The sequence below is a fragment of the Streptomyces sp. Y1 genome, from assembly GCF_041053115.1.
In the GTDB taxonomy this organism is placed as follows: domain Bacteria; phylum Actinomycetota; class Actinomycetes; order Streptomycetales; family Streptomycetaceae; genus Kitasatospora; species Kitasatospora rubellomurina.
Window position 1 is genome coordinate 4195350 of sequence record NZ_CP163445.1, and the last position, 21477, is coordinate 4216826.

General features: G+C 74.7%; 14 protein-coding genes and 1 tRNA gene. 12 read left to right on the top strand and 3 right to left on the bottom strand.

Annotation, left to right across the window (positions count from 1 at the left end):
- Positions 1-183: 183 nt before the first annotated feature.
- The 10 genes from bldG (at position 184) to AB2U05_RS17955 (ending at position 16151) form a co-directional block, all read left to right on the top strand.
- Complete coding sequence (bldG, locus tag AB2U05_RS17910) at positions 184-525, top strand: anti-sigma factor antagonist BldG (RefSeq protein ID WP_045698282.1); 342 nt, start codon at positions 184-186, stop codon at positions 523-525.
- Between the two features lie 161 nt (positions 526-686).
- On the top strand, positions 687-1106 hold the full coding sequence (locus tag AB2U05_RS17915; RefSeq protein WP_045698284.1) for an ATP-binding protein: 420 nt from the start codon (positions 687-689) through the stop codon (positions 1104-1106).
- 508 nt (positions 1107-1614) lie between these two features.
- Positions 1615-2373 carry a hypothetical protein gene (locus AB2U05_RS17920; protein ID WP_369183710.1) on the top strand — a complete coding sequence of 253 codons (759 nt, stop codon included), beginning with the start codon at positions 1615-1617 and terminating at the stop codon, positions 2371-2373.
- Between the two features lie 108 nt (positions 2374-2481).
- Positions 2482-4014, top strand: a complete 1533-nt coding sequence (locus tag AB2U05_RS17925) for a methyltransferase (protein ID WP_369183711.1) — start codon at positions 2482-2484, stop codon at positions 4012-4014.
- A gap of 139 nt (positions 4015-4153) precedes the next feature.
- Complete coding sequence (locus tag AB2U05_RS17930; protein ID WP_045711204.1) at positions 4154-4618, top strand: DUF3592 domain-containing protein; 465 nt, start codon at positions 4154-4156, stop codon at positions 4616-4618.
- A 438-nt stretch (positions 4619-5056) separates the two neighbouring features.
- Positions 5057-7930 (top strand): type I DNA topoisomerase, encoded by a 2874-nt coding sequence (topA, locus tag AB2U05_RS17935; RefSeq protein WP_369183712.1) that lies wholly within the window; start codon positions 5057-5059, stop codon positions 7928-7930.
- A 146-nt stretch (positions 7931-8076) separates the two neighbouring features.
- Complete coding sequence (gene tmk, locus AB2U05_RS17940; protein ID WP_369183713.1) at positions 8077-11502, top strand: dTMP kinase; 3426 nt, start codon at positions 8077-8079, stop codon at positions 11500-11502.
- Positions 11503-11704: 202 nt separating this feature from the next.
- Positions 11705-12916: a DNA polymerase III subunit delta' gene (locus AB2U05_RS17945; protein ID WP_045698291.1), complete on the top strand. Its 1212-nt coding sequence runs from the start codon at positions 11705-11707 to the stop codon at positions 12914-12916.
- Between the two features lie 245 nt (positions 12917-13161).
- Positions 13162-14319 (top strand): hypothetical protein, encoded by a 1158-nt coding sequence (locus AB2U05_RS17950; protein WP_369183714.1) that lies wholly within the window; start codon positions 13162-13164, stop codon positions 14317-14319.
- A 146-nt stretch (positions 14320-14465) separates the two neighbouring features.
- Complete coding sequence (locus tag AB2U05_RS17955) at positions 14466-16151, top strand: alpha/beta hydrolase (protein WP_045711207.1); 1686 nt, start codon at positions 14466-14468, stop codon at positions 16149-16151.
- 26 nt (positions 16152-16177) lie between these two features.
- Here the strand turns inward: AB2U05_RS17955 and leuE are convergent, their stop codons facing one another.
- The gene (gene leuE / locus AB2U05_RS17960) at positions 16178-16834 is read right to left on the bottom strand and encodes a leucine efflux protein LeuE (RefSeq protein WP_369183715.1); all 657 of its coding nucleotides are present in this window, start codon (positions 16832-16834) and stop codon (positions 16178-16180) included.
- A 174-nt stretch (positions 16835-17008) separates the two neighbouring features.
- Between leuE and AB2U05_RS17965 the strand changes: the two genes are divergently transcribed.
- Positions 17009-17082: transfer RNA gene (locus tag AB2U05_RS17965), tRNA-Thr, on the top strand.
- A gap of 304 nt (positions 17083-17386) precedes the next feature.
- Complete coding sequence (locus AB2U05_RS17970) at positions 17387-18661, top strand: hypothetical protein (RefSeq protein ID WP_369183716.1); 1275 nt, start codon at positions 17387-17389, stop codon at positions 18659-18661.
- A gap of 10 nt (positions 18662-18671) precedes the next feature.
- Here the strand turns inward: AB2U05_RS17970 and AB2U05_RS17975 are convergent, their stop codons facing one another.
- A complete protein-coding gene (locus tag AB2U05_RS17975; RefSeq protein WP_369183717.1) occupies positions 18672-20429 on the bottom strand; it encodes an AAA family ATPase in 1758 nt (585 codons plus the stop codon).
- A 28-nt stretch (positions 20430-20457) separates the two neighbouring features.
- Positions 20458-21459, bottom strand: coding sequence for a site-specific DNA-methyltransferase (locus tag AB2U05_RS17980; RefSeq protein WP_369183718.1), 1002 nt, complete (start codon positions 21457-21459; stop codon positions 20458-20460).
- Between the last annotated feature and the right edge of the window lie 18 nt (positions 21460-21477).

Consider the following 21477-nt stretch of genomic DNA (forward strand, 5'->3'; position numbering starts at 1 on the left):
TAAGCCATCGTGCGGGCATGGTCGCAGGTGGTTGAATGTGGCCGTGACGGCCGTATGGCCGTGGGTCGCAGCGCTGAGGCTTGCCACGCGTTGGCTGGGCGCGCCCGGGCTCGCGACCATGCGGTGGCGGCCGTCCGGCCGAGGATCGCACATGACGTAGCAAGGCAAGGTGCTGGAGGTTCCGTGGACCTGTCCCTGTCGACCCGCGCAGTCGGCGATCGTACGGTCGTCGAGGTTGGCGGCGAGATCGATGTGTACACCGCCCCGAAGCTGCGCGAGCAGCTGGTCGAGCTCGTCAACGACGGCAAGTACCACCTCGTCGTCGACATGGAAGGCGTGGACTTCCTCGACTCGACCGGTCTCGGTGTGCTGGTGGGCGGCCTGAAGCGGGTGCGTGCCCACGAGGGTTCGCTCCGCCTGGTGTGCAACCAGGAGCGCATCCTGAAGATCTTCCGCATCACCGGCCTGACCAAGGTCTTCCCGATCCACACCTCGGTGGACGACGCGGTCCAGGCGACCGACTGACACGGCCGGGCCGGTCCTCGCGGGCCGGCCCGCCCCGTTCCACGCGTCCGGGGTACCGGGGCCAAGCACGGTCCCGGCGTCCCCGGCCGCCCCGGGGCCGGTTCGACCGGCCCGCAGGGGCCGCACGCCCGGCCCCGGTCGGAGCACCCCGAGGGGGAGAGATGGCAACCGTCGAACTTCGATTCAGTGCGCTTCCCGAGCACGTGCGGACGGCCCGCCTGGTCGCCGCGGCCGTCGCCAGACGGGCCGGGGTCGACGAGTCGGTGCTCGACGAGGTACGGCTCGCGGTCGGCGAGGCCTGCTCCCGCGCGGTCGGCCTGCACCAGCGTGGCGGCATCGGCGGCACGGTGAGGGTCGCGCTGACCGATCAGGAGAAGCGTTTCCTCATCGAGGTCGAGGACGAGGCCGGCCCCGCCGCCGTCCCGGCCCCCGGTGCCGCCGGTGGCGGCGACCCGGACGAGGACACCCTGGGCCTCGCCGTGATCACCGGCTTGGTGGAGGACCTTGAGGTCACCAACGGCGCGGGCGGCGGGCTGATCCGGATGAGCTGGCCGGTCTCGGTCGCCTCCGTGGCGGTCTGAACCGGCCCTGAACCGGTTCTTCAGCCAGCCCTCAGCCGGCTCTGAACCGGACGTCGAGCAGGCTTCACGCCCCGGACCCGTTTCTCGTCCGGTCTCCGGGACGGCGTCGATGGTTCGTCGTTCCCCGCGGTTCGCCGCTTCCGGCGCGGCCTGGTCCGGTGACCGGTCACCCCGATCCGGTCGACCTCGCCGATCGCGTGAATCCCGCCGATCGGGCCCCTGCCGCGCAAGAGCCCGTTCCTTCGGATCCGCACCCTGATCCAGCCGCCACGCCGGCGGTCGCTTCGGCACGCCCACCCTGCCCGTGCGCCGTGCGCCGTGCGCCGTGCGCCGACTCGGACGGGCGTCGAGTGACGGCCGGGCGAGCCGACCCGGGCGGAGCCGGCCCGAGCGTCCGCCGGGGGCGGGGAACCGGGAGGGCGACGACGGCCGTGTAGGTTCGACGACCGAAGACGACCGAAGACGACCGATGACGACCGACGACGACCGAACCGAAAGGCCTCTCCCGGTGAACAAGCGACTGCTGGCCGTACCCGCCCTCGGCGTGCTGCTCGCGTTCGGCGCCGTCGCCTGCGGCGACGACAACAGCAAGCAGCTGGAGTCCTGGGCGACGAACGTCTGCGGCGCTGCCAAGGACCCGATCGCCCAGGCGCAGGCCGCGCTCGCCGACACCGGCCAGGTCAAGACCGGTGAGACCCCCGCCGACCTGAAGAAGCGGCTCTCGACGGACATCGGGCGCCTCGCCAAGACCAACCAGGACATCGGGGCCGCGATCGACGCGGCCGGGGCGCCCAAGGTGACGGACGGCGCGAACCTGCAGAAGGACGCCGTGGCCGAGCTGAAGAAGGCCTCGGACGGCTACCTGGACGTCCAGAAGAAGCTGGACGCGCTGGCCACCGACGACCAGTCGAAGTTCTCGGACGGGTTGCGCGGCATCTCCGACCAGCTGCAGCAGCTGGCCTCGCTGTCCACCGAGGCGCAGAGCAAGCTGCAGCGCGGTGACCTCGGTGCGGCCATGGCCAAGCAGGAGGGGTGCAAGCCCGCGCCGGCCGGCTCGTCCGCCACGCCGAGCGCCGGCGCGAGCGGTGGCGCCAGTGGCGCGCCGGCGACCCCGAGCGCCGGTGCGGCCGCCGGAACGCCCGCGCCCAGTGGTACGTCCGCGCCCAGCGGCACCCCCGCGCCCGGCGCGACGGGCAGTGCGGCTCCTGCGGCCGCACCCACCCCGAGCGCGACCGCTCCGGCCACCCCGGCCCCCAGCGCGAGCTGATCCAGGACGGGCCGCACGCCCGGCAGGGCGAGGGCGCGGGGCCGCCGGGGCCGCCGTGGCGAGTGGCCCCTGGCCCCTGGTGGGGGCGGGGCGGGGGACAATGGCGGGGTGACCAGTAGCCCCGTTCTCGACCCGACCCGCCTCGCCAAGCTGCGCGAGGCGCTGCTCGCCGCCTCCTTCACCGCCGATGGCTGCCTGGACCTGCTCGGGCCCACCGGCTACGCGGCGCTGGCCCGCAGCGAGACGGTGCCGGCCCTGCGCGCCACCCGTGGCGGCAGCCCGTTGGAGACCCTGGTGCGGCTGTTCCTGCTGCAGCAGCCGGTGCCGTACCGGGCGGCCGCCGCCGTGCTGCCGGTGGAGGACTGCCTGGCGGACGGCTGGCTGCGCCCGGACGGCGAGCTGGTGCGTGCCACCGTGGACGTCCGGCCGTACGCCAACGAGGTTGCCGGGATGCCCAGTTCGGATGCCTGGGTGGTCTCCGACCTGGGCTGCGCGGTGGGTGGCGCGGGCGGCATCGGCTCCGGCGTGACCGAGCACGGGGTGGCCCGCCAGGACCTGGTGCTCGGTGTCGGCGGCGCCTCGACCACGCTGGCCAACATCACCGTGCGCCGCCCCGTCCGGGCCGCGCTGGACCTCGGTTCGGGCTCCGGCGTGCAGGCGCTGCACGCGGCCCGGCACGCCCAGCAGGTCACCGCCACCGACCTCAACCCGCGCGCCCTGCGGTTCACCGAACTGACCCTGGCGCTCTCCGGCTTCGACCGGACCGAGGTGCTCGCGGGCAGCCTCTTCGAGCCGGTCGGGGAGCGGAAGTTCGACCTGATCGTCTCCAACCCGCCGTTCGTGATCTCGCCGGCCGGCCGGTTCACCTACCGCGACGGCGGCATGGCCGGCGACGACCTGTGCCGCAGCCTGGTGCGTTCGGCCGCCGCGCACCTGGAGCCGGGCGGCTACTGCCAGTTGCTCGCCAACTGGCAGCACGTCAAGGGCGAGGACTGGCACGAGCGGCTGGCCGGCTGGGTGGCGGGCACCGGGCTGGACGCCTGGGTGGTCCAGCGCGAGGTCCAGGACGTCTCCCAGTACGCCGAGTTGTGGCTGCGGGACGGCGGCGACCACCGCGGCCCGGGCGGTGACTACCAGGCCCGGTACGGCGAGTGGCTGGACGCCTTCGAGGCGGCCCGGGTCGAGGGCATCGGCATGGGCTGGATCACCCTGTCGGCGAGCGGTGCCGAGCGCCCGACCGTCCGGGTGGAGGAGTGGCCGCACCCGGTGGAGCAGCCGCTCGGCCCGCACATCGAGGAGTGGTTCGACCGGCAGGAGTTCCTGCGTTCGCACGACGACGCGGGCCTGCTCGCCGCCCGCTACGTGCTCGCGGACGAGGTGGTCCAGGAGCAGGTCGGCGCGCCGGGGGCGGAGGACCCGGAGCACGTGATCCTGCGTCACAACCGCGGCATGCGCCGGGCCACCAAGGTGGACACGGTGGGTGCCGGCTTCGTCGGGGTCTGCGACGGGACGCTGTCGGCGGGCGAGATCGTGGACGCCATCGCGCAGTTGCTCGGCGAGGATCGGGTCGTCCTGCGGGACCGGGTGCCGGAGTCGCTGCGGCTGCTGACCGAGCAGGGCTTCATCGCGCCGGCGCGGTAGGGCCTGTCGGTACGGGCCGGTTCACCTGCCCGTACCTCCTGGTTCGTCCGGCGGTCGCCCTGCGGCCCACCCTCGTTGGCCCCGTGCTGTGAGGCTCTGTCCACAGGCTGTGGACGGGGCTGGGGAGCCGGGGGCAGGGGTGGACACGACGACGGCGACGGTGGGCGGGCTGGTCCTCGCCCTCTTCGGTGGCGCGCTGCTGCTCTGGTGCGCCGCCGAAGCGCGCCTGCGCCACCGGGTGCGCCTGCGCGGGGTGCCGGCGGTGGCGACGGTCGTCGCCGAGGCCGACCCGCACGGCCAGCTCGACAGCGCTCCGCTGCTCTCCTTCGCCGTGCGGCCCCCGGCCGACGGCCCGGGCTCCGGCGGGGCCCTGCTCGCGGAGCTGGTGCTCACCCGCCCGCGCGGCCACACCCCGCTGCGCCGTCCGGACCGCTTCGCCCCCGGCACCTCGGTGCGGATCTGCTACGACCCGCGGCGCCCGTGCCGGGCGGTGCTGGCGGCGGGGGAGGCCGGCCGGGCGGCGGTCACCGACCTGCTGTGGAGCGCGCTCGGGGCGGCCTGCCTGCTGGCGGGATCCGGTCTGCTGGCCGCGGCCCACCGGTGACGTCGGCCCACCGGTGACGGCGGCCCACCCCTGACGGCGGCCCCACCCCGCGCGCCCTCGCACCCCCCGGTACCCCCTCGCACCTCCTCGCACGCCGTCGCCACCGCTCTGGTCGCGGGCCACCGGCGGCGGACGGTCCGTCGGATTTCCGTTGACAGATCTTGAAATTCGTCATTCCATCCTCCCGAACCCGCCGAAGCCCCCCTCCACGGGGCGGGAACCCGCGGCATCGGGTTACCGTTCGAGTGGCGTCGGTGAGCCCGGGAAGTGAAAAAGCGGTATCCGTCCGTTTGACAAGGGTGGCCGGGGTACGGTCACACTCCGCTGGTGGGGTCGTCGTGCAGCGGCTGCCCCGGGACGGTGGCGGGGTCGGGCGGAGCGCAGCCCGTGCTGTCGGCGCCGACCAGCCGTATAAAGGACCGGGAGAGAAGAGCGAAGGTGTCCCCGAGCAGCGAGACCGCGCACGGACAGCGACTCGTCATTGTCGAGTCGCCGGCCAAGGCGAAGACGATCAAGGGCTACCTCGGCCCCGGCTACATCGTCGAGGCGAGCGTCGGGCACATCCGCGACCTCCCCAGCACCGCGGCCGAGGTGCCGGACAAGTACACCGGCGAGGTGCGCCGCCTCGGGGTCGACGTCGACCATGACTTCGCGCCGATCTACGTGGTCAACGCGGACAAGAAGTCGCAGGTCAGCAAGCTTAAGTCGCTGCTCGCGGAGTCCGACGAGCTCTTCCTCGCCACCGATGAGGACCGCGAGGGCGAGGCCATCGCGTGGCACCTCCAGCAGGTGCTCAAGCCCAAGGTGCCGGTGCACCGCATGGTGTTCCACGAGATCACCAAGACGGCGATCCAGGAGGCGGTGGCCAACCCGCGCGAGCTCAACCAGCGCCTGGTCGACGCCCAGGAGACCCGCCGCATCCTCGACCGGCTGTACGGCTTCGAGGTCTCGCCGGTGCTGTGGAAGAAGGTCATGCCGAAGCTGTCGGCGGGCCGCGTGCAGTCCGTCGCGACCCGTCTGGTGGTCGAGCGCGAGCGCGAGCGCATCGCCTTCCGCACCGCCTCGTACTGGGACCTGGTCGGCACCTTCGGCACCGGCCGCACCCCGGCGGACTCCGCCGACCCGGAGACCTTCGGCGCCCGCCTGGCCAGCGTCGACGGCAAGCGGATCGCCACCGGCCGTGACTTCGGCTCGGACGGCCGGCTGAAGGCGGGCAGCACCAACACCCTGCACCTGGACGAGCAGGCCGCCCGGCAGCTGGCCGCCGCCCTGGCGCAGACCGCGTTCGGCGTCCGCAGCGTCGAGTCCAAGCCGTACCGCCGCTCGCCGTACGCGCCGTTCCGCACCACCACGCTCCAGCAGGAGGCCAGCCGCAAGCTGGGCTTCGGCGCCAAGCGGACCATGCAGGTGGCCCAGAAGCTGTACGAGAACGGCTTCATCACCTATATGCGCACCGACTCCACCACCCTGTCGGACACCGCGATCTCCGCGGCCCGCGCGCAGGTCACCCAGCTGTACGGCGCCGACTACCTGCCGGACGCGCCGCGCACCTACGCCAGCAAGGTCAAGAACGCGCAGGAGGCGCACGAGGCCGTCCGCCCCTCCGGCGACCGCTTCCGTACCCCGGCCGAGACCGGCCTGACCGGTGACGACTTCAAGCTGTACGAGCTGATCTGGATGCGCACCGTCGCCTCCCAGATGAAGGACGCGGTCGGCCAGTCCGTCACCGTCCGGGTCGGCGGCGCCGCCGCGGACGGCCGGGACGTCGAGTTCTCCGCCTCCGGCAAGATCATCACCTTCCACGGCTTCCTCAAGGCCTACGTCGAGGGCGCCGACGACCCGAACGCCGAGCTCGACGACCGCGAGCGCCGGCTGCCGCAGGTCGCCCAGGGCGACCCGCTGGCCGCCGAGCGGATCAGCCCGGAGGGCCACGCCACCAAGCCGCCGGCCCGCTACACCGAGGCCTCGCTGGTCAAGGAGCTGGAGGACCGGGAGATCGGCCGCCCCTCCACCTACGCGTCGATCATCGACACGATCATCCAGCGCCGGTACGTCTTCAAGAAGGGCACGGCGCTCGTCCCGTCGTTCCTCTCCTTCGCCGTGGTCAACCTGCTGGAGAAGCACTTCGGCCGGCTGGTCGACTACGACTTCACCGCGAAGATGGAGGACGACCTCGACCGGATCGCCGCCGGCGAGGCGCAGTCCGTGCCGTGGCTGAAGCGCTTCTACTTCGGCGAGGGCGAGGGCGCCGGCGGCGGTGCGGCCGAGGCCGGCAACGGCGACGGCGACCACCTGGGCGGCCTCAAGGAGCTGGTCACCGACCTCGGCGCGATCGACGCCCGGGAGATCAGCTCGTTCAAGGTCAGCGACGCCATCACCCTGCGGGTCGGCCGCTACGGCCCGTACGTCGAGCGCGCCTCCGAGGTCGAGGGCGAGCCCGGCCAGCGCGCCGACATCCCGGACGAGCTGCCGCCGGACGAGCTCACCGTCGAGCTGGCCGAGGAACTGCTGGCCAAGCCCAGCGGCGACTTCGAGCTCGGCCCGGACCCGGTCAGCGGCAACATGCTGGTCGCCAAGGACGGCCGCTACGGCCCGTACGTGACCGAGATCCTGCCCGAGGGCACGCCCAAGACCGGCAAGAACGCGGTCAAGGCGCGCACCGCCTCGCTGTTCAAGACGATGTCGTTGGACACCGTCACCCTGGAGGACGCGCTGCGGCTGCTCTCGCTGCCGCGCGTCGTCGGCACCGACGCCGAGGGCGTGGAGATCACCGCGCAGAACGGCCGCTACGGCCCGTACCTCAAGCGCGGCACCGACTCGCGCTCGCTCACCAGCGAGGACCAGCTCTTCACCGTCACCCTCGAAGAGGCGCTGGCGATCTACGCCCAGCCCAAGCAGCGCGGCCGGGCCGCCGCCGCCCCGCCGCTCAAGGAGCTGGGCACCGACCCGGTCAGCGAGCGCCCGGTGGTGGTCAAGGACGGCCGCTTCGGCCCGTACGTGACCGATGGCGAGACCAACGCCACGCTGCGCAAGGACGACGACGTCGAGACGATCACGCCGGAGCGCGGCTACGAGCTGCTCGCCGAGAAGCGGGCCCGCGGGCCGGTGAAGAAGACGGCGAAGAAGGCCCCGGCGAAGAAGGCGACCGCCACCAAGGCGGCCGCGAAGAAGACGACGGCGAAGAAGACCGCGGCCAAGAAGACGGCGGCCAAGACGACCACCGCGAAGACGACCACCGCGAAGAAGACGGCGGCCAAGAAGACCACCGCCACGGCGGCGGCGAAGAAGACCGCGGCCACCGAAGAGGACTGATCCTCCACCAGTGGCGTCGGGCCCGCGCTCCCGGAGAGGGACGCGGGCCCGAGGTCTGTGCGGGGATCGTCACAAGCCGGTGCTGAGCCGGATCCGGAACCCCGTTCGTCTCATTCCGGCCAACCCCCGCCCGCTACGCTGACCGTATGACGAGCGAGGAGCAGCCCACCCCCAGCGCCGCCCCGGCCGCCAGAGCCGCCGTGCCCGACCTGCCGGAGGTCGCGCCCGCCGGGACCCCGGTCGACCGGGCCCGGGCACTGCTGCGGACCCGCCCCTACCGGCGGCTGTGGACCACCCAGCTGATCGGCAGTGCCGCCGATCGGCTCGCCCTGCTGGTGCTGGCCGCGCTCACCGTGATCGCCGCCGCCCAGGGGGGCTCGTTCGGCGACCTGCCGCGCAGCCTCGCCTTCGCCCTCGCCGCGGTCTTCGCCGTGCGGGTGCTGGCGAACGGGCTGGTCGGCGTCGCGCTGCTCGGGCCGGTGCACCAACTCGTCGCGGGCAAGCTCGACCGGCGCTGGACGCTGTTCGGCGCCGACGCGCTGCGCGCCCTGCTGATCGGCCTCGCGCCCTGGTGGGCCGTCTGGCTGAGCTCCGGGCCGAAGCCCTCCGGCGCCGCCGTCTACGTGCTGCTCGCCACCGTCTTCGTCACCGGTGCCGCCGAGAGCGTCCGGGGGATCGCCCGGGCCGCCGCCGTCCCCGGCCTGCTGCCGCCCGCCGACCCCTACGCGCCGCGCGCCGAGCAGCGGCCCTCCGCCGCCAACCTCGACACCGTCCGGAGCATCGACCGCTTCACCGGCTGGGTCACCGTGCCGCTCGCGGCCCTCGGCCTGGTCGCGTTCACCCTCGTCAACAACATCGGCGCGGCGCTCGGCTCGGACTGGCTGCGCGCCCACCAGCTGACCTTCGCGGCCCTCGGCGCGGCCGGCCTGTCCGCCGCCGCGGCCACCCGGACGTACCTCCAGCAGCTGTCACTCGGCCCGGTCGCCGTCGCCCCGCACTCGCCGCTCACCGGCCTGCGCGCCCCCACCGACGCGACCCCCGGCCCCGCGCTCGGCAAGGGCCGCACCGGCAGCGCCCCGTACTTCACCTTCGCAGTCGCCGCCGCCTTCGCCTCGATGGCCGGCGTCGTCTCGCTCGCGCTGCTGACCGCCGCCGAGCACCGCGCCGGACCGATCGGCTACGGCCTGCTGGTGCTCGCCGCCGCCGGCGCGCCCGCCCTCGGGGCCCGGCTCACCCGGGCCGTGCTGCCCTCGCTCTCCCGCCGCCGGCTGCTCGCGCTCGCCCTGCTCACCGAGGGCGTGGCGCTGATCCTCGCCGGGCTGGTGCTGGACTTCGTGCTCGTCCTGCTGCTCACCGTGCTGGCCGCGCTGGCCGCCGGGATCGTGGTCTCGGCCGGGCGCGCCCTGCTCGCCCAGGAGGTCGAGGAGGCCCGGCTGCCGAAGGTCGCCGAGCACGTGGACGCCGTCCTGCGGGCCGTCGTCGGCGCCGCGCTGGTCGCCGTGCCGCTGATCGCCGCCGGCTACGGGGACGTCGAGTACGGCACCGTCGAACCCGGCTCCTTCACCTTCATCCACGGCGGCGCGGCCCTCGCCGTCGCCACCTCCGGGCTGCTCACGCTGGCGCTCGCCGCCGTCGTGCTGCTGCGCACCGACGACCGGCGCGGCACCGCGCCGTTCGGCCGCGACCTGGTCGACGCGCTGCGCGGCAGCAGCGGCCCGGCGCCGCACCGGGGCGCGGGCACCGGCTTCTTCATCGCCCTCGAAGGCGGCGACGGCGCCGGCAAGTCCACCCAGGCCCAGGCGCTCGCCGAGTGGATCCGCGGCAAGGGCCACGAGGTCGTGCTCACCCGCGAGCCCGGCGGCAGCCCGGTCGGGCAGCGGCTGCGCGGCCTCGTCCTGGACGTCGGCAACACCGGCCTGTCGCACCGCGCCGAGGCGCTGATCTACGCCGCCGACCGGGCCGAGCACGTCGAGAACGTCATCCGGCCGGCCCTCGCCCGCGGCGCCGTCGTCATCACCGACCGGTACATGGACTCCTCCATCGCCTACCAGGGCGCCGGCCGCGACCTGGCCGCCACCGAGGTCGCCCGGATCTCCCGCTGGGCCACCGGCGGGCTGGTGCCCGACCTGACCGTCGTCCTCGACGTCGACCCGACCAAGGCCCGGGAGCGCTTCACCGAGGCGCTCGACCGGCTCGAATCCGAGCCCACCGAATTCCACCAGCGGGTCCGGGCCGGCTTCCTCGCCCTCGCCGCCGCCGACCCCGCGCGCTACCTCGTCGTCGACGGCAGCCAGGCGCCCGGCTTCGTCACCACCGCCATCCGGCACCGGCTCGACCGCGAGCTGCCGCTCTCCGAGCAGGAGAAGGCCGCCCGCGCCGAACGGGAACGGCTGGCCCGGGAGGAGGCCGAGCGGCGCGCCGCCGAGGAGGCGCGGAAGAAGGCCGAGGAGGAGGCCGCAGAGCGCAAGCGGCAGGAAGTGCTCGCCCAGCTGCGTGCCAAGCAGGCCGAGACGGAACGGCTCGCCAAGGAGGAGGCCGAGCGGGCCGCCGCCGAGGCGCGGCGCAAGGCCGAGGAGGAGGCCCGCCGCCGCGCGGAGGAGGACGCACGCCGCCGGGCCGAGGAAGAGGCCGCGCGCCGGGCCGCCGAGGAGGCGCGGCTCGCGGCGGAGGCCGCCGAGCGCAAGCGGATCGCCGACGAGGCGGCCGCCCGGGCCGAGCTGCAGCGGCAGCGGGAGCTCGCCCGCGAGGAGCAGCGGCGTCGGGCGGAGGAGGCGCTGCAGCGGGCCGAGGAGGCCCGGCTGGCGCAGGCCGCGGCGCTCGCGGCAGCCGCTGCGGCTGCCGCGGCCGCGGAGACGGCAGCGAACCGGGCCGCGGAGCGGGCGGTGCCCGGGGAGGCGGTGACCACCGAGCTGCGGGCGGTCGGGGACGCGCCGCGGGGCGGTGCGTCGGACGGTGCGGCGGGTGGCTCGGCGGACGGTGCGTCGCAGGCTGTCGCGGGGGTCGGGGACGAGACGACGCGGGAGCTGTCGCTGCGCGACCGGCAGGCGGCCGCTCAGGCCGCTCCGGGGGTGGACGAGACGGCGGTGCTGCCGCGCGTTCCGGCCGTACCGGCTGTGCCGGCCGTCGACGAGACCGCGGTGCTGCCGAAGGTTCCCGCCGTCGACGAGACCGCGGTGCTGCCGAAGGTGCCGGCCGCCGACGAGACCGCCGTGCTGCCGCGGATCGAGCCGGGCCGTCCCGGCGAGCCGGCGGACAGCACCCGGGAGCTGCCGGTGGTCGACGCCCGGCAGCCGGTCGTCGGGCAGCCCGCCGATCGGCCCGCCGTGGAGCAGCCGACCGCCGAGCGGCCCCGGCCGGAGTGGGCCGAGGAGACCCCGCTGGACGACCTGCCGAGCCTGACCGACACCCTGCTCGGCTCGCGCGACGAGTGGGACCGCTGGGGTGAGCCCGGCCAGGGCGACGGCGCGCAGCAACGCGGCGCGGACGACTCCGGCGCGGTCGGCGGCAAGGGCGACGGCGAGGGCAAGGGCGACGGCAAGGGCAAGGGCCGGCGCTGGGGCCGCCGGGGCTGAGGCCCGGCGCCTTCGTGACGGGAGCGGGCGGCGTCGCCGGGGCAGTGGCCTCCGGCGGCGCCGTCCGTCGTTCGTCGTCCGTACCGGCCCCGACCCGGACCGGGGTGACCCGGACGGAGCAGTGGCTGTCGGAGCGGACACGTATGCTCGACGGCGGGGAAGAGGCGCCGGGAGCGCTGCCGTACGGAGCTTGGGAGCAGCAGTGGCCGTCTGGGACGACCTGGTGGGCCAGGAGCGGGTGGTCGAGCAGCTGACCGCCGCCGCCCGGGCGGCCGGGGCGACGGTCGAGGCCGGCCGCGGTGCCGCCCCCGGCCAGGGCGGGAACGCCTCCCTGATGACGCACGCCTGGCTGTTCACCGGCCCGCCCGGTGCCGGGCAGGTCACGGCCGCGCGCTCCTTCGCCGCCGCCCTCCAGTGCACCAGCCCCGACCTCGCGCTCGGCGGCACGCCCGGCTGCGGGTTCTGCGAGGGCTGCCACACCGTGCTGGCCGGCAGCCACGCCGACGTGAAGTACGTGCGGACCGACGGCCTGTCCATCGGGGTCGGCGACATGCGGGACCTGGTCCTGCGCGCCTCCAGCTACCCGACCGGCGGCCGCTGGTCGGTGATCCTGGTCGACGCCGCCCACCGGCTCACCGAGGCCGCCGCCAACGCGCTGCTCAAGGGCGTGGAGGAGCCCTCCCCGCGCACCGTCTGGCTGCTCTGCGCCCCTTCCGTGCAGGACGTGCTGCCCACCATCCGCTCGCGCTGCCGTCTGCTGGTGCTGCGCACGCCCGCCGCCGAGGCCGTCGCCGACACGCTGGTGCGGCGCGACGGCGTCGACCCGGCGACGGCCCGGCTCGCCGCGCTCGCCGGGCAGGGCGACATCGAGCGCTCGCGCCGCCTCGCCGTCGACGAGCAGGCCCGGACCAGGCGTGCCGAGGTGCTGCGGATCCCGCTGGAGGTCGCCGACCTGGGCGGCTGCCTGGCCGCCGCCCAGCGCCTGGTCGACACCGCCAAGGCCGACGCCGAAGCCCTCGCCGAGACCCAGGACGCCAAGGAGACCGACGACCTCAAGGCCGCCTACGGCGCCGCCGAGGGCGGCAAGGCGCCGCGCGGCATGGCCGGGGCCGTCAAGGAGCTGGAGAAGCGGCAGAAGAGCCGCGCCACCCGCACCCGCCGGGAGACGCTCGGCGTCGCCCTGCTCGACCTGCTCGGCTTCTACCGCGACGTGCTCGCCATCCAGCTCGGCTCCACCGGCGCGCTCGCCAACGAGGACCAGCGCCCGGCGCTGGACCGGGTCGCCCAGGCGGGCCCGGCGGAGGGCACCTTGCGCCGGATCGAGGCGGTGCTGGCCTGCCGCGTGGCGCTGGACCGCAACGTCGACCCGCTGCTCGCCGTCGAGGCGATGACGGTGGCGCTGCGCGCGGGCTGAGGCCCGGCGGGGCCCTCCGGTAGGCCTCCCGGCGCTGGCCCGACGTCCCACCTTCGAGTGAACGAGCCGTACGCGCCGGACGCACCCGCGTGTGACGCTGCGCCCGTTGTGCACGCTGGGGCGGACTGCGCCCCGCCCGGCCCCGCGCTCCCCAGCCCGGAAGGCCCGCCGCCGGGCCGCCGTCACCTCCCGTACGGTGCCGGGTCCGGTCCGGTGCCGGCCCTCCTCCCGAGGTGGTGCGTGCCATGGTTCGTCCGCTCCTCGTCATCCCCCTACTGGCGGCCGCTGTCGGCGGGATCTGGCTGGCGCGCGGCGCGCTCCAGCGCTGGCGCGACCTGCGTGCCGCCGAGACCTACGAACTGGCCGGGGACCGGTGGCCGATGCTGCTGCGGGCGGGCGGGGCGATGGTCTGCGGGGTGTGCGTCACCGCGTTGACGCTGCTCACCGCGCTCGGGGCGTTCGGCGGGCTCGGGCGGGGCGACCGGGAGGAGCCGGTGGGCGACTCGGTGGCGGGAGCGATGGCGGGAGTGGGAGCGGGAGCGGGGGCGGGACGGCAGCAGGCGGCGCCGCCCGCGGTCGCGCCTTCGGCTTCCGCTCCGGCCCCGGCTCCGGCCCCCGCTCCGGCTCCGGTGCCCGCCGTGGCCAGCCGCTTCGACAGCGTCGGGCACCCGGGCGGCGGGGAACTGCTGCAGTCCGCCGTTCTCGGCCCGGACGGGCGCCCGCGCAACGTCCGGGTGTGGCTGCCGCCGCAGTACGCGAAGGAGCCGAACGCGCACTTCCCGGTGGTCGTGATGCACGCCGCCACACCGAGCAGGACCGCCGACGCCGAGGTGCCCGACGTCTTCGAGGGCATCGGCTCGGCCCTGCAGACCGGCAAGGCCCGTCCGTTCATCCTCGTCGCCCCCGAGGCGCCGAACGGCACCGCGCACCCCTGCGAGCTCGTCGCCGCCGCGCCGGCCGCCGTCGCCGACGACGCCACGCTGCGCACCACCATCGCCGCCTCCTTCCGCACCCTGCCGCCCGGCCCGGCCTCCTGGGGCACCCTCGGGGTCGAGGGCGGTGCGCCCTGCGCCGCCGCAGCCGGGCTCGCCCGCCCCGACCTGTACGGCGCGGCCGCCGCGGTCTCCGGCCGGTACGACGCGGCGGCGCTCACCCAGACCGGTGCCGAGGCGCCGGCCGGCAGCTCCGCCAAGCTGCTGCTCGCCGCGGCCAAGGCCGACGCGGCCGGGCTGGACGCGGCCCGCAAGCTGCAGTCCTCGCTCAAGTCCGGCGCCGGCCCCGCCGCCAAGGCCGAGGTGCGGATCTCGGACAACGTGCAGGACTTCAGTGCCGACCGGGAGCGGCTGCGGCTGGTCCGGCAGGCGGCGCAGTACCTGGCCGAGACGCTGACCAAGGCGTCCTGAGCGGGCGTCGGACGGGGGTTACGCTGCCCGGTACCCGGGGTGGGTACCGGGCAGCGGCGCGTTGTGGGGGCGTAGGCGCGCTGGCGTGCGGCTGCGGGTGCGCGCGGGTTCGTCGTGGCAGGGGTCGAGGAGTGGAAGGGAGCCGGATGAGGGGCAACGGGCGGGTGGCGGTGGCGGCCGGGATGCTCGTGGCGGCGCTGCTGGCGGGCGGGTGCAGCTCGGGGCCGTCCGGGTCGGACGGCGCGCGGCCCTCCGGTGGGTCCGCGGCGGCCTCGTCGGACTCGACCGGGGCGGGTGGCGGCAGGGCCGCGTCCGGGGCGACGCCGCTGGAGCCGCTGCCCGCCGCCGTCCCGGCAGCGCTCGCGCCGTACTACGCGCAGCGGCTCGCCTGGCAGCCGTGCGACGGCGGGTTCGAGTGCACCACCTTCCGGGTGCCGCTGGACTACGAACGGCCCGGCGACGGCGACCTCACCCTGGCGGCGGCCCGGGCGGTGTCCGTGGCCTCCGGGGGCTCCGGGGCGGCCGGGGCCTCCGGAGCGTCCGGGGGCTCGGAGGAGGGGAGCGCGGGCGGTGGCGGTGCCCCGGCCCGGCTGGGCTCGCTGCTGCTGAACCCCGGCGGGCCCGGCGGCTCGGCGATCGAGTACCTGGAGACCGCCGCCCGTACCTACGACGGCGGGGTGCGCGCCCGGTACGACCTGGTCGGCCTCGACCCGCGCGGGGTGGGCCGCAGCAACCCGGTCACCTGCCTGAGCGGCGAGCGGATGGACGCCTACACCGCCGTCGACCTGACCCCCGCGGACCAGTCCGGCGTCGACGCGCTGGTGGCCGCCGACAAGGAGTTCGCCGAAGGCTGCCGCCGGCACACCGGGCCGGCCCTCGGCCACCTCAGCACCGTCGAGGCCGCCCGCGACATGGACGTGCTGCGCGCCCTGCTCGGCGACGAGAAGCTGAACTTCGTCGGCAAGTCCTACGGCACCTTCCTCGGCGCCACCTACGCCGGCCTCTACCCCGGCCGGGTCGGGCGGCTGGTGCTGGACGGCGCGATGGACCCGTCCCTCGACTCCGTCACCGGCAACCGCACCCAGGCCGGCGGCTTCGAGACCGCCTGGACGGCCTTCGCCAAGGACTGCGCCACCCGCGACGACTGCCCGCTCGGCCGCGCCGAGCAGCGGATCGGCGAACAGCTCAGCTCCCTGTTCGCCGCCGTCCACGCCCACCCGCTGCCCACCACCGACAACGGCCGCCGGCTCACCGAGGCGCAGGCCACCACCGGCGTCATCCAGGCCCTCTACGCCGACTTCCTCTGGCCCAAGCTGCGCACCGCGCTCTCCGACGCCCGGGCGGGCGACGGCACCGGCCTGCTGAAGCTCTCCGACTCCTACTACGGGCGGGAGAACGACGGCAGCTACCCCAACCTGATGTTCGCCAACACCGCCGTGAACTGCCTCGACCTGCCCGCGCCCTTCGGTGGGCCGGAGGACGTCCAGCGGGCCGTCCCGGACTTCGAACGGGTTTCGCCGCACTTCGGCCGCGACATGGCCTGGATGGCACTGGCCTGCACCTACTGGCCGGTCCGGGCCACCGGCGCGGCCCACACCATCCGCGCCGCCGGCGCCGCCCCGATCGTCGTCGTCGGCACCACCCGCGACCCGGCCACCCCGTACGCGTGGGCCCAGGCCCTGGCCGGCCAGCTGGAGTCCGGCCGCCTCCTCACCTACGACGGCGACGGCCACACCGCCTACGGCCGCCGCAGCGCCTGCGTGGACACCGCCGTCAACCGGTACCTCCTCACCGGCGAGGCCCCCGAGCCGGGCAAGCGCTGCGACCGGTAGCCGGCGGGCCGCCCGGTCCGGCAGGCTCAGGCGGAGGACACGGCCAGCTTGGCGGCGAACCCGGCGAACAGCACCGCGACCCCGCTGGTCAGCGTGGCGGACAGGCGCTTGCGGCGCCGGAACGCGCTCGCGAGGGTGGTGCCGGCGAAGATCAGGAGCGACAGGTAGAGCACGCTGAACGTCTGCAGGATGCCGCCGAGCAGGCCGAACGAGAGCGCGGGCTGCCCGTAGGACGGGTCCACGAACTGCGTGAAGAACGAGAGCAGGAACAAGATCGCCTTCGGGTTCAGCAGGCTGATCACCAGCGCACGGCGGAACGGCCGCTCGCCGGCCTCCGCCACCGGCTCGGCCGCCGGATCGGCCCCGTCCCCGGCCCGGCGCTCGCGCCACAGCTGCCGGGCGGCCCGGAGCATCCCGTACCCGATCCACAGCAGGTACGCGGCCCCGCCGAACTTCACCACCGCGAACACCGCCGGATTGGCCTCCAGCAGCGAGGCGGCCCCCAACGAGGTGAGGCTGATCAGCGTGAAGTCCCCGACGAACACCCCCGCCGCGGCCCGGTACCCCGTGCGGATCCCCTTGCGGGCGGCGACGGACAGCACGTACAGCGAGTTGGGGCCGGGCAGCAGGACGATGACGAGGGCGCCGAGAACATAGGTCGCCAGGTCGTTCACACCGAACACGGTGCACTCCGGGATGGGGGAAGAGCGGCAGGGGGGCGCTCATCGTAACGTCACACCGCAGACCGATTGAAGCGACAACCACCACCCCCTCGCCCACCCCGCCTCCGCCCCGGCTACGGATCACCACCGAACCTGTGTAGACTGGCCCGCGTTGCCGCCACACACGGCAACGGTGCCGCCTTAGCTCAGTTGGCCAGAGCAACGCACTCGTAATGCGTAGGTCGCGGGTTCGAATCCCGCAGGCGGCTCAGAAGCGGAAGGCCCGGTCAGATGTTCTGACCGGGCCTTTTGGCGTTCATCGGGCGCGGCGGTGGGGGTGGCGTGATCGATGATGGGGAGGGGCCGGGGAGCGGTTCCGCGGGTGGCGAGTGAGGGGTGGTGGGGCGGGTGGCTCGGGTGGTGGTGCGGGACGGGGGTGGGCGGGAGTGGGTGCTCGGGGGTGGGGCTCCCGTGGTGGTGGGGGCGGGGCGGGTGTTGGTGGTGGTGCCGTCCGGGGTCGGGGCGGTGCGGCTGGACGGGCGGGTGGAGCGCGTGACCGGGGGTTTGTTGCCGGTGGACCTGACGCGGTCGACCGGGTTCCACCGGCTGGTCGTGGAGGGGCGGGAGTACTGGTTCGGGACGGAGGACGCGAAGCTCGGGCTGGACGGGATCGAGCGGATGCTGAACCACCTGCGGACGGTGTACGCGGGGGCGGGCTGGCGCGGGCAGGTGCTGTTCTCGTCGGGGGAGGTGCTGCGGGACCCGCACGTGGTGTACGGGTGGCTGGACCGGCACGCGGACGTGGTCGTGGCGGTGGCGCGGGAGATCCTGGCGCAGCCGCGGTGGGGGAGCGAGGCCGGGCGGCGGATGAGCCGGGTGGGCGGGCCGGGGGTGGACGCGGCGGCGACGCACCGGCTGCTGCGGTCGGATCCGCGACGGCTGCTGGTGGAGGTCGAGGGCAACGGGTACCTGCCGCTGCGGGTGGTCCGGAAGGACCGGCGGGCGAGCGTGCGGACGGCGGCGAACCTGCGGCTGCTGGCCCTGCTGCGGGTGGTGGCCCGGCTGGCGGGGGAGGTGCGGGCGGCGACGGCCGAGGACGAGGAGGCGGCGGCGCGGTGCCTGCGCTGGCAGGAGGAGGTCGGCGGGCTGCTGCGGCTGGGCGTGCTGCGGGAGTTGGGACGGGACGGGGTGCCGGCGAACGCGCTGCACGCCGCGCGGACGGCCGACGAGCTGGCCGACCGGCGGTACCGGGCGATGTACGGCCAGGCCGATTCGCTGCGGCGCAACTTCGGCTGGCAGGCGACGCGGGAGCCGCTCAGCCGCTTCGCGTACGTGGACTACGCGGACCGGATCTACCAGTCGTTCGTGGCGGTGGCGCTGGCCGACGCGCTCGGTTGCGCGCCGGTGGACCCGGTACTGGGGCGGGCGGCCGGGGCGGCCTTCAGTGGACCGGAGTTCGACGTCCACGTCGACCGGACGCCACCGGAGGGCGTGTTGAGGTCCTGGCGGCTGGCGAGCAGCACGCCCGACCGGCTGCGGCCGGACGTCCTGGTGCACCGCCGGGAGGACGGGGCGGTGCTGCTGCTGGACGCGAAGTACCGGGCGCACGGGAACCGGGCGACGGAGGACTCGCGGAAGGAAGTGCTGGCGTACATGGCGAGTTACGGCCTGGAGACCGCTGTGATCGCGTACCCGCCGAGGAACGCGGCGTACGCGCAGGTGGCGGTCGTGGAGGGGGCCGGGCAGCGGCTGATCGAGCTGCCGGTGGCGCCCCGGGCCGGGTTGCGCGCGGAACTCGCGGCGGAGGTGCCGAAGTTGCTCGCGCACCTGGCTCCGGGGCGGTACTGAGCGCGGCGGCTCAGAGGAGCGGGAGGAGCTCCTCGGGGGCGCCGTCCTTCATCCGGTCCAGCAGGCGGCCGACGTGCTCGGCGCCGGTCAACCCGGCGACGGCGGCGGCCAGTTCGTCGGCGCGGGCGTGCGGGCCGCGCAGCTGCGGGACCAGCTTGTCGGCCACCGCGTCGACCAGGGCGCGGAGTTCGGACTCCTCGTCGCCGCGGTCCTCGTAGGCGATGGCCAGGGCGAGGTCGCGGAGCAGGCCCATGGTGAACCAGGACCGGCCCTCGGGGCTGCCGAGGATGGCGGCGCAGATCGTGGTCAGTGCGGAACGGGTCTGCGGGGAGAGGGAGTCCGAGGTCTCGACGGTGGCGAGCTGGGCGAGGCGGGCCCCGTCGAACATGCTGGCCAGGCCGGAGTCGACGCGCTGCTGGACGCGCCGGTGCTCGGTCCGGATCTGGTCGACGGCGAGGGAGACGATCTCCGCCTCGCGGTCGGACTCGTCCACGGCCTCGAAGCGGTCGGCCAGCACGTTGGGCATGGTGATGACGGTGGCGCGACGCTTGGCCGGGGCGCTGATCCTGGTCCGGGTCTCCGGCTCGTCCAGGTAGGAGTTACAGGTGGCCAGGATGAAGGCGTCGACGGGCAGGGCCCGGTGGGTGCCGTCCGGGAGGCGGATCCGGCGCTTGGGCTCCTGGGTCGCGATCAGGACGGAGGCGAGGTAGCTCTCGATCGTCGCGAGGTTGAACTCCTCCAGGATGACCACGCGGGCGTCCAAGGGGCGTTCGGTGTCGAGGATCTCGGTGGCGAACTCGCGCAGCTGGGGAGTTCCGTCGAGCTGCTGGTAGCCGATGAACTCGGCCTCGTCGAAGTCCGAGCGGATCGGGATCAGGACCGGGGCCGGGAGCTTGAGGTACTTGCTCATGGCCTCCGCCAGGTTGCTCGCGAAGGTCGTCTTGCCGGTACCGGGCTGGCCGATCAGCACGACCATGTCGCCGCGCAGCCAGGCGGTCAGGACGCGGCGGACGAGTCCGGTGGGGGCGGCGAAGCCGGACTTGGCTATCCGGGCGTCGAGTTCGGCGATGATGCCGTCGATCGGGCCGGGCAGCTGACCGGCCTGCTCGGTGCCGCCGAGGGCGGCGGTGAGTTCGGCGTCGGTGACCGGTTGGTCGGTGAGGGGGTAGTCCCAGTAGGCCGTGGGGATGCCGTTGTCGGGCAGGATCGTCCCGGGGAGATCCAGGACGTCGGGACGGAACTCCGCGCGGAACCAGGCTGCCAGCTCGTCGAGGTCGGCGACCTCGACGTTCCGGCCGAACCAGATCGCCAGGTCGATCAGGGGGGTCGGCTCGTAGCCCTGGTCGAGCATGTCCTGGCCGGCCGTCACGGTGAGAGCCCACTCGTCCCTCGGCCGGTTGGCCAGCGGGTTCTTCTTCTGCTGGCGCAGGACCTTGCCGCGTTCGTAGCAGCCCTTTCGGATCCGCTGGATGCTCGTCTCCGCGTAGCGCTCCTTCACCCACGGGCTCTCGCTCTTCCAGATCGCCCGGTACGGGGCGTCGGTGTCGGGCGCGCCGGGGAGGCGGAAATGCGCGTCGAGGAAGGCCTTCTCCTCGCTGCCGCCCCACGGGAGGCCGTCCAGCAGTTTCTTGGCCGCGCCCTCGGCGTCCGCGCTGTCCTTGGCGGCGGTCCGCAGCATGGCGGAGAGGGTGACGACGATCAGCGGGTGGGCCTCGGCCTGGAGCCGTTCGGCGGCCTTGAGGATCAGCGGCAGGGGAAGGTACGGCACGGTCGTACTGTACCGACCCGAGCTTCCGCTACGGGGCCAGGTCGGTGAGCCCGGGGAGGGTGGGGTGGAGGTCGAGCTCGTCCGGCTGCGGGGTGTCCTCGGGGCCGGCGGTCCGGGGGCGGGCGGCGGCGCCGGGCATGTGGCCGATGACGAGGTCGCAGAAGGCCGGGTTGAGCTCGATGCCGACCGAGGAGCGCCCCATCTCCAGGGACACGTCCATGGTGGTGCCGCCGCCGAGGAACGGGTCGAGGGTGACGCCGCCCTCCGGGCAGCCGGCGGCGATGCAGCGCCGGACCAGGTCGCGCGGGTAGGGGGCGTAGTGGGTGCCGCGGCCGAGGGACTTGCGGTCCGGCTCGATGGTCCAGACGTCCTCGGCGCCGTCCAGCCCGTCGCGGTTGAAGAAGTACCGGGGGCCCTTGGAGAACAGGAAGACGTGCTCGTACTGGCGGTGCGGGCGGTCCTTGGCGGTGGGCTCGGGGAGGCTGGTGCGGCGGGTCCAGATGATCGCGCTGCGGAGCGTCCAGCCGTCCTCCTGGAGGGCGAGGGCGACCCGCCAGGGGATGCCGATCAGGGACTTCCGGGGCAGGCCGAGGCCGGGGCCGTCGACGGCGCGCAGGCCGGGGAGGCGGCGGCTGCGGTGCTTGGCGTCGTTGCCGTGCGGCTTGCCCTTGGCGGAGTAGTAGGTGTCGCCCAGGTTGAGCCAGACCGTGCCGTCCTTGGACAGCACGTGGCGCAGGCCCTCGAAGGTCTCGCGCAGGTTGGTGACGAAGCCGTCGATGGTCGCCTCCATGCCGAACTGGCCGTCGACGCCGTAGTCGCGCTGCCAGTAGTACGGCGGGGAGGTGATCACGCAGTCGACGGACTCGGCCGGCAGGTCCTGGAGGATCTTGCGGTTGTCGCCCTCGTGGACGCGCCAGAAGGAGCCGTCCGGGGCGCTGCCCGCGCCGCGTGCCGCGGGGACGTTCTCGTCGGCCCAGATCTCGGCCTTGGGGCGTGGCTCGGCCTTCGACGTCTTCGTGCGCGCAGCCACGTGGTCCCTCATCCGGAT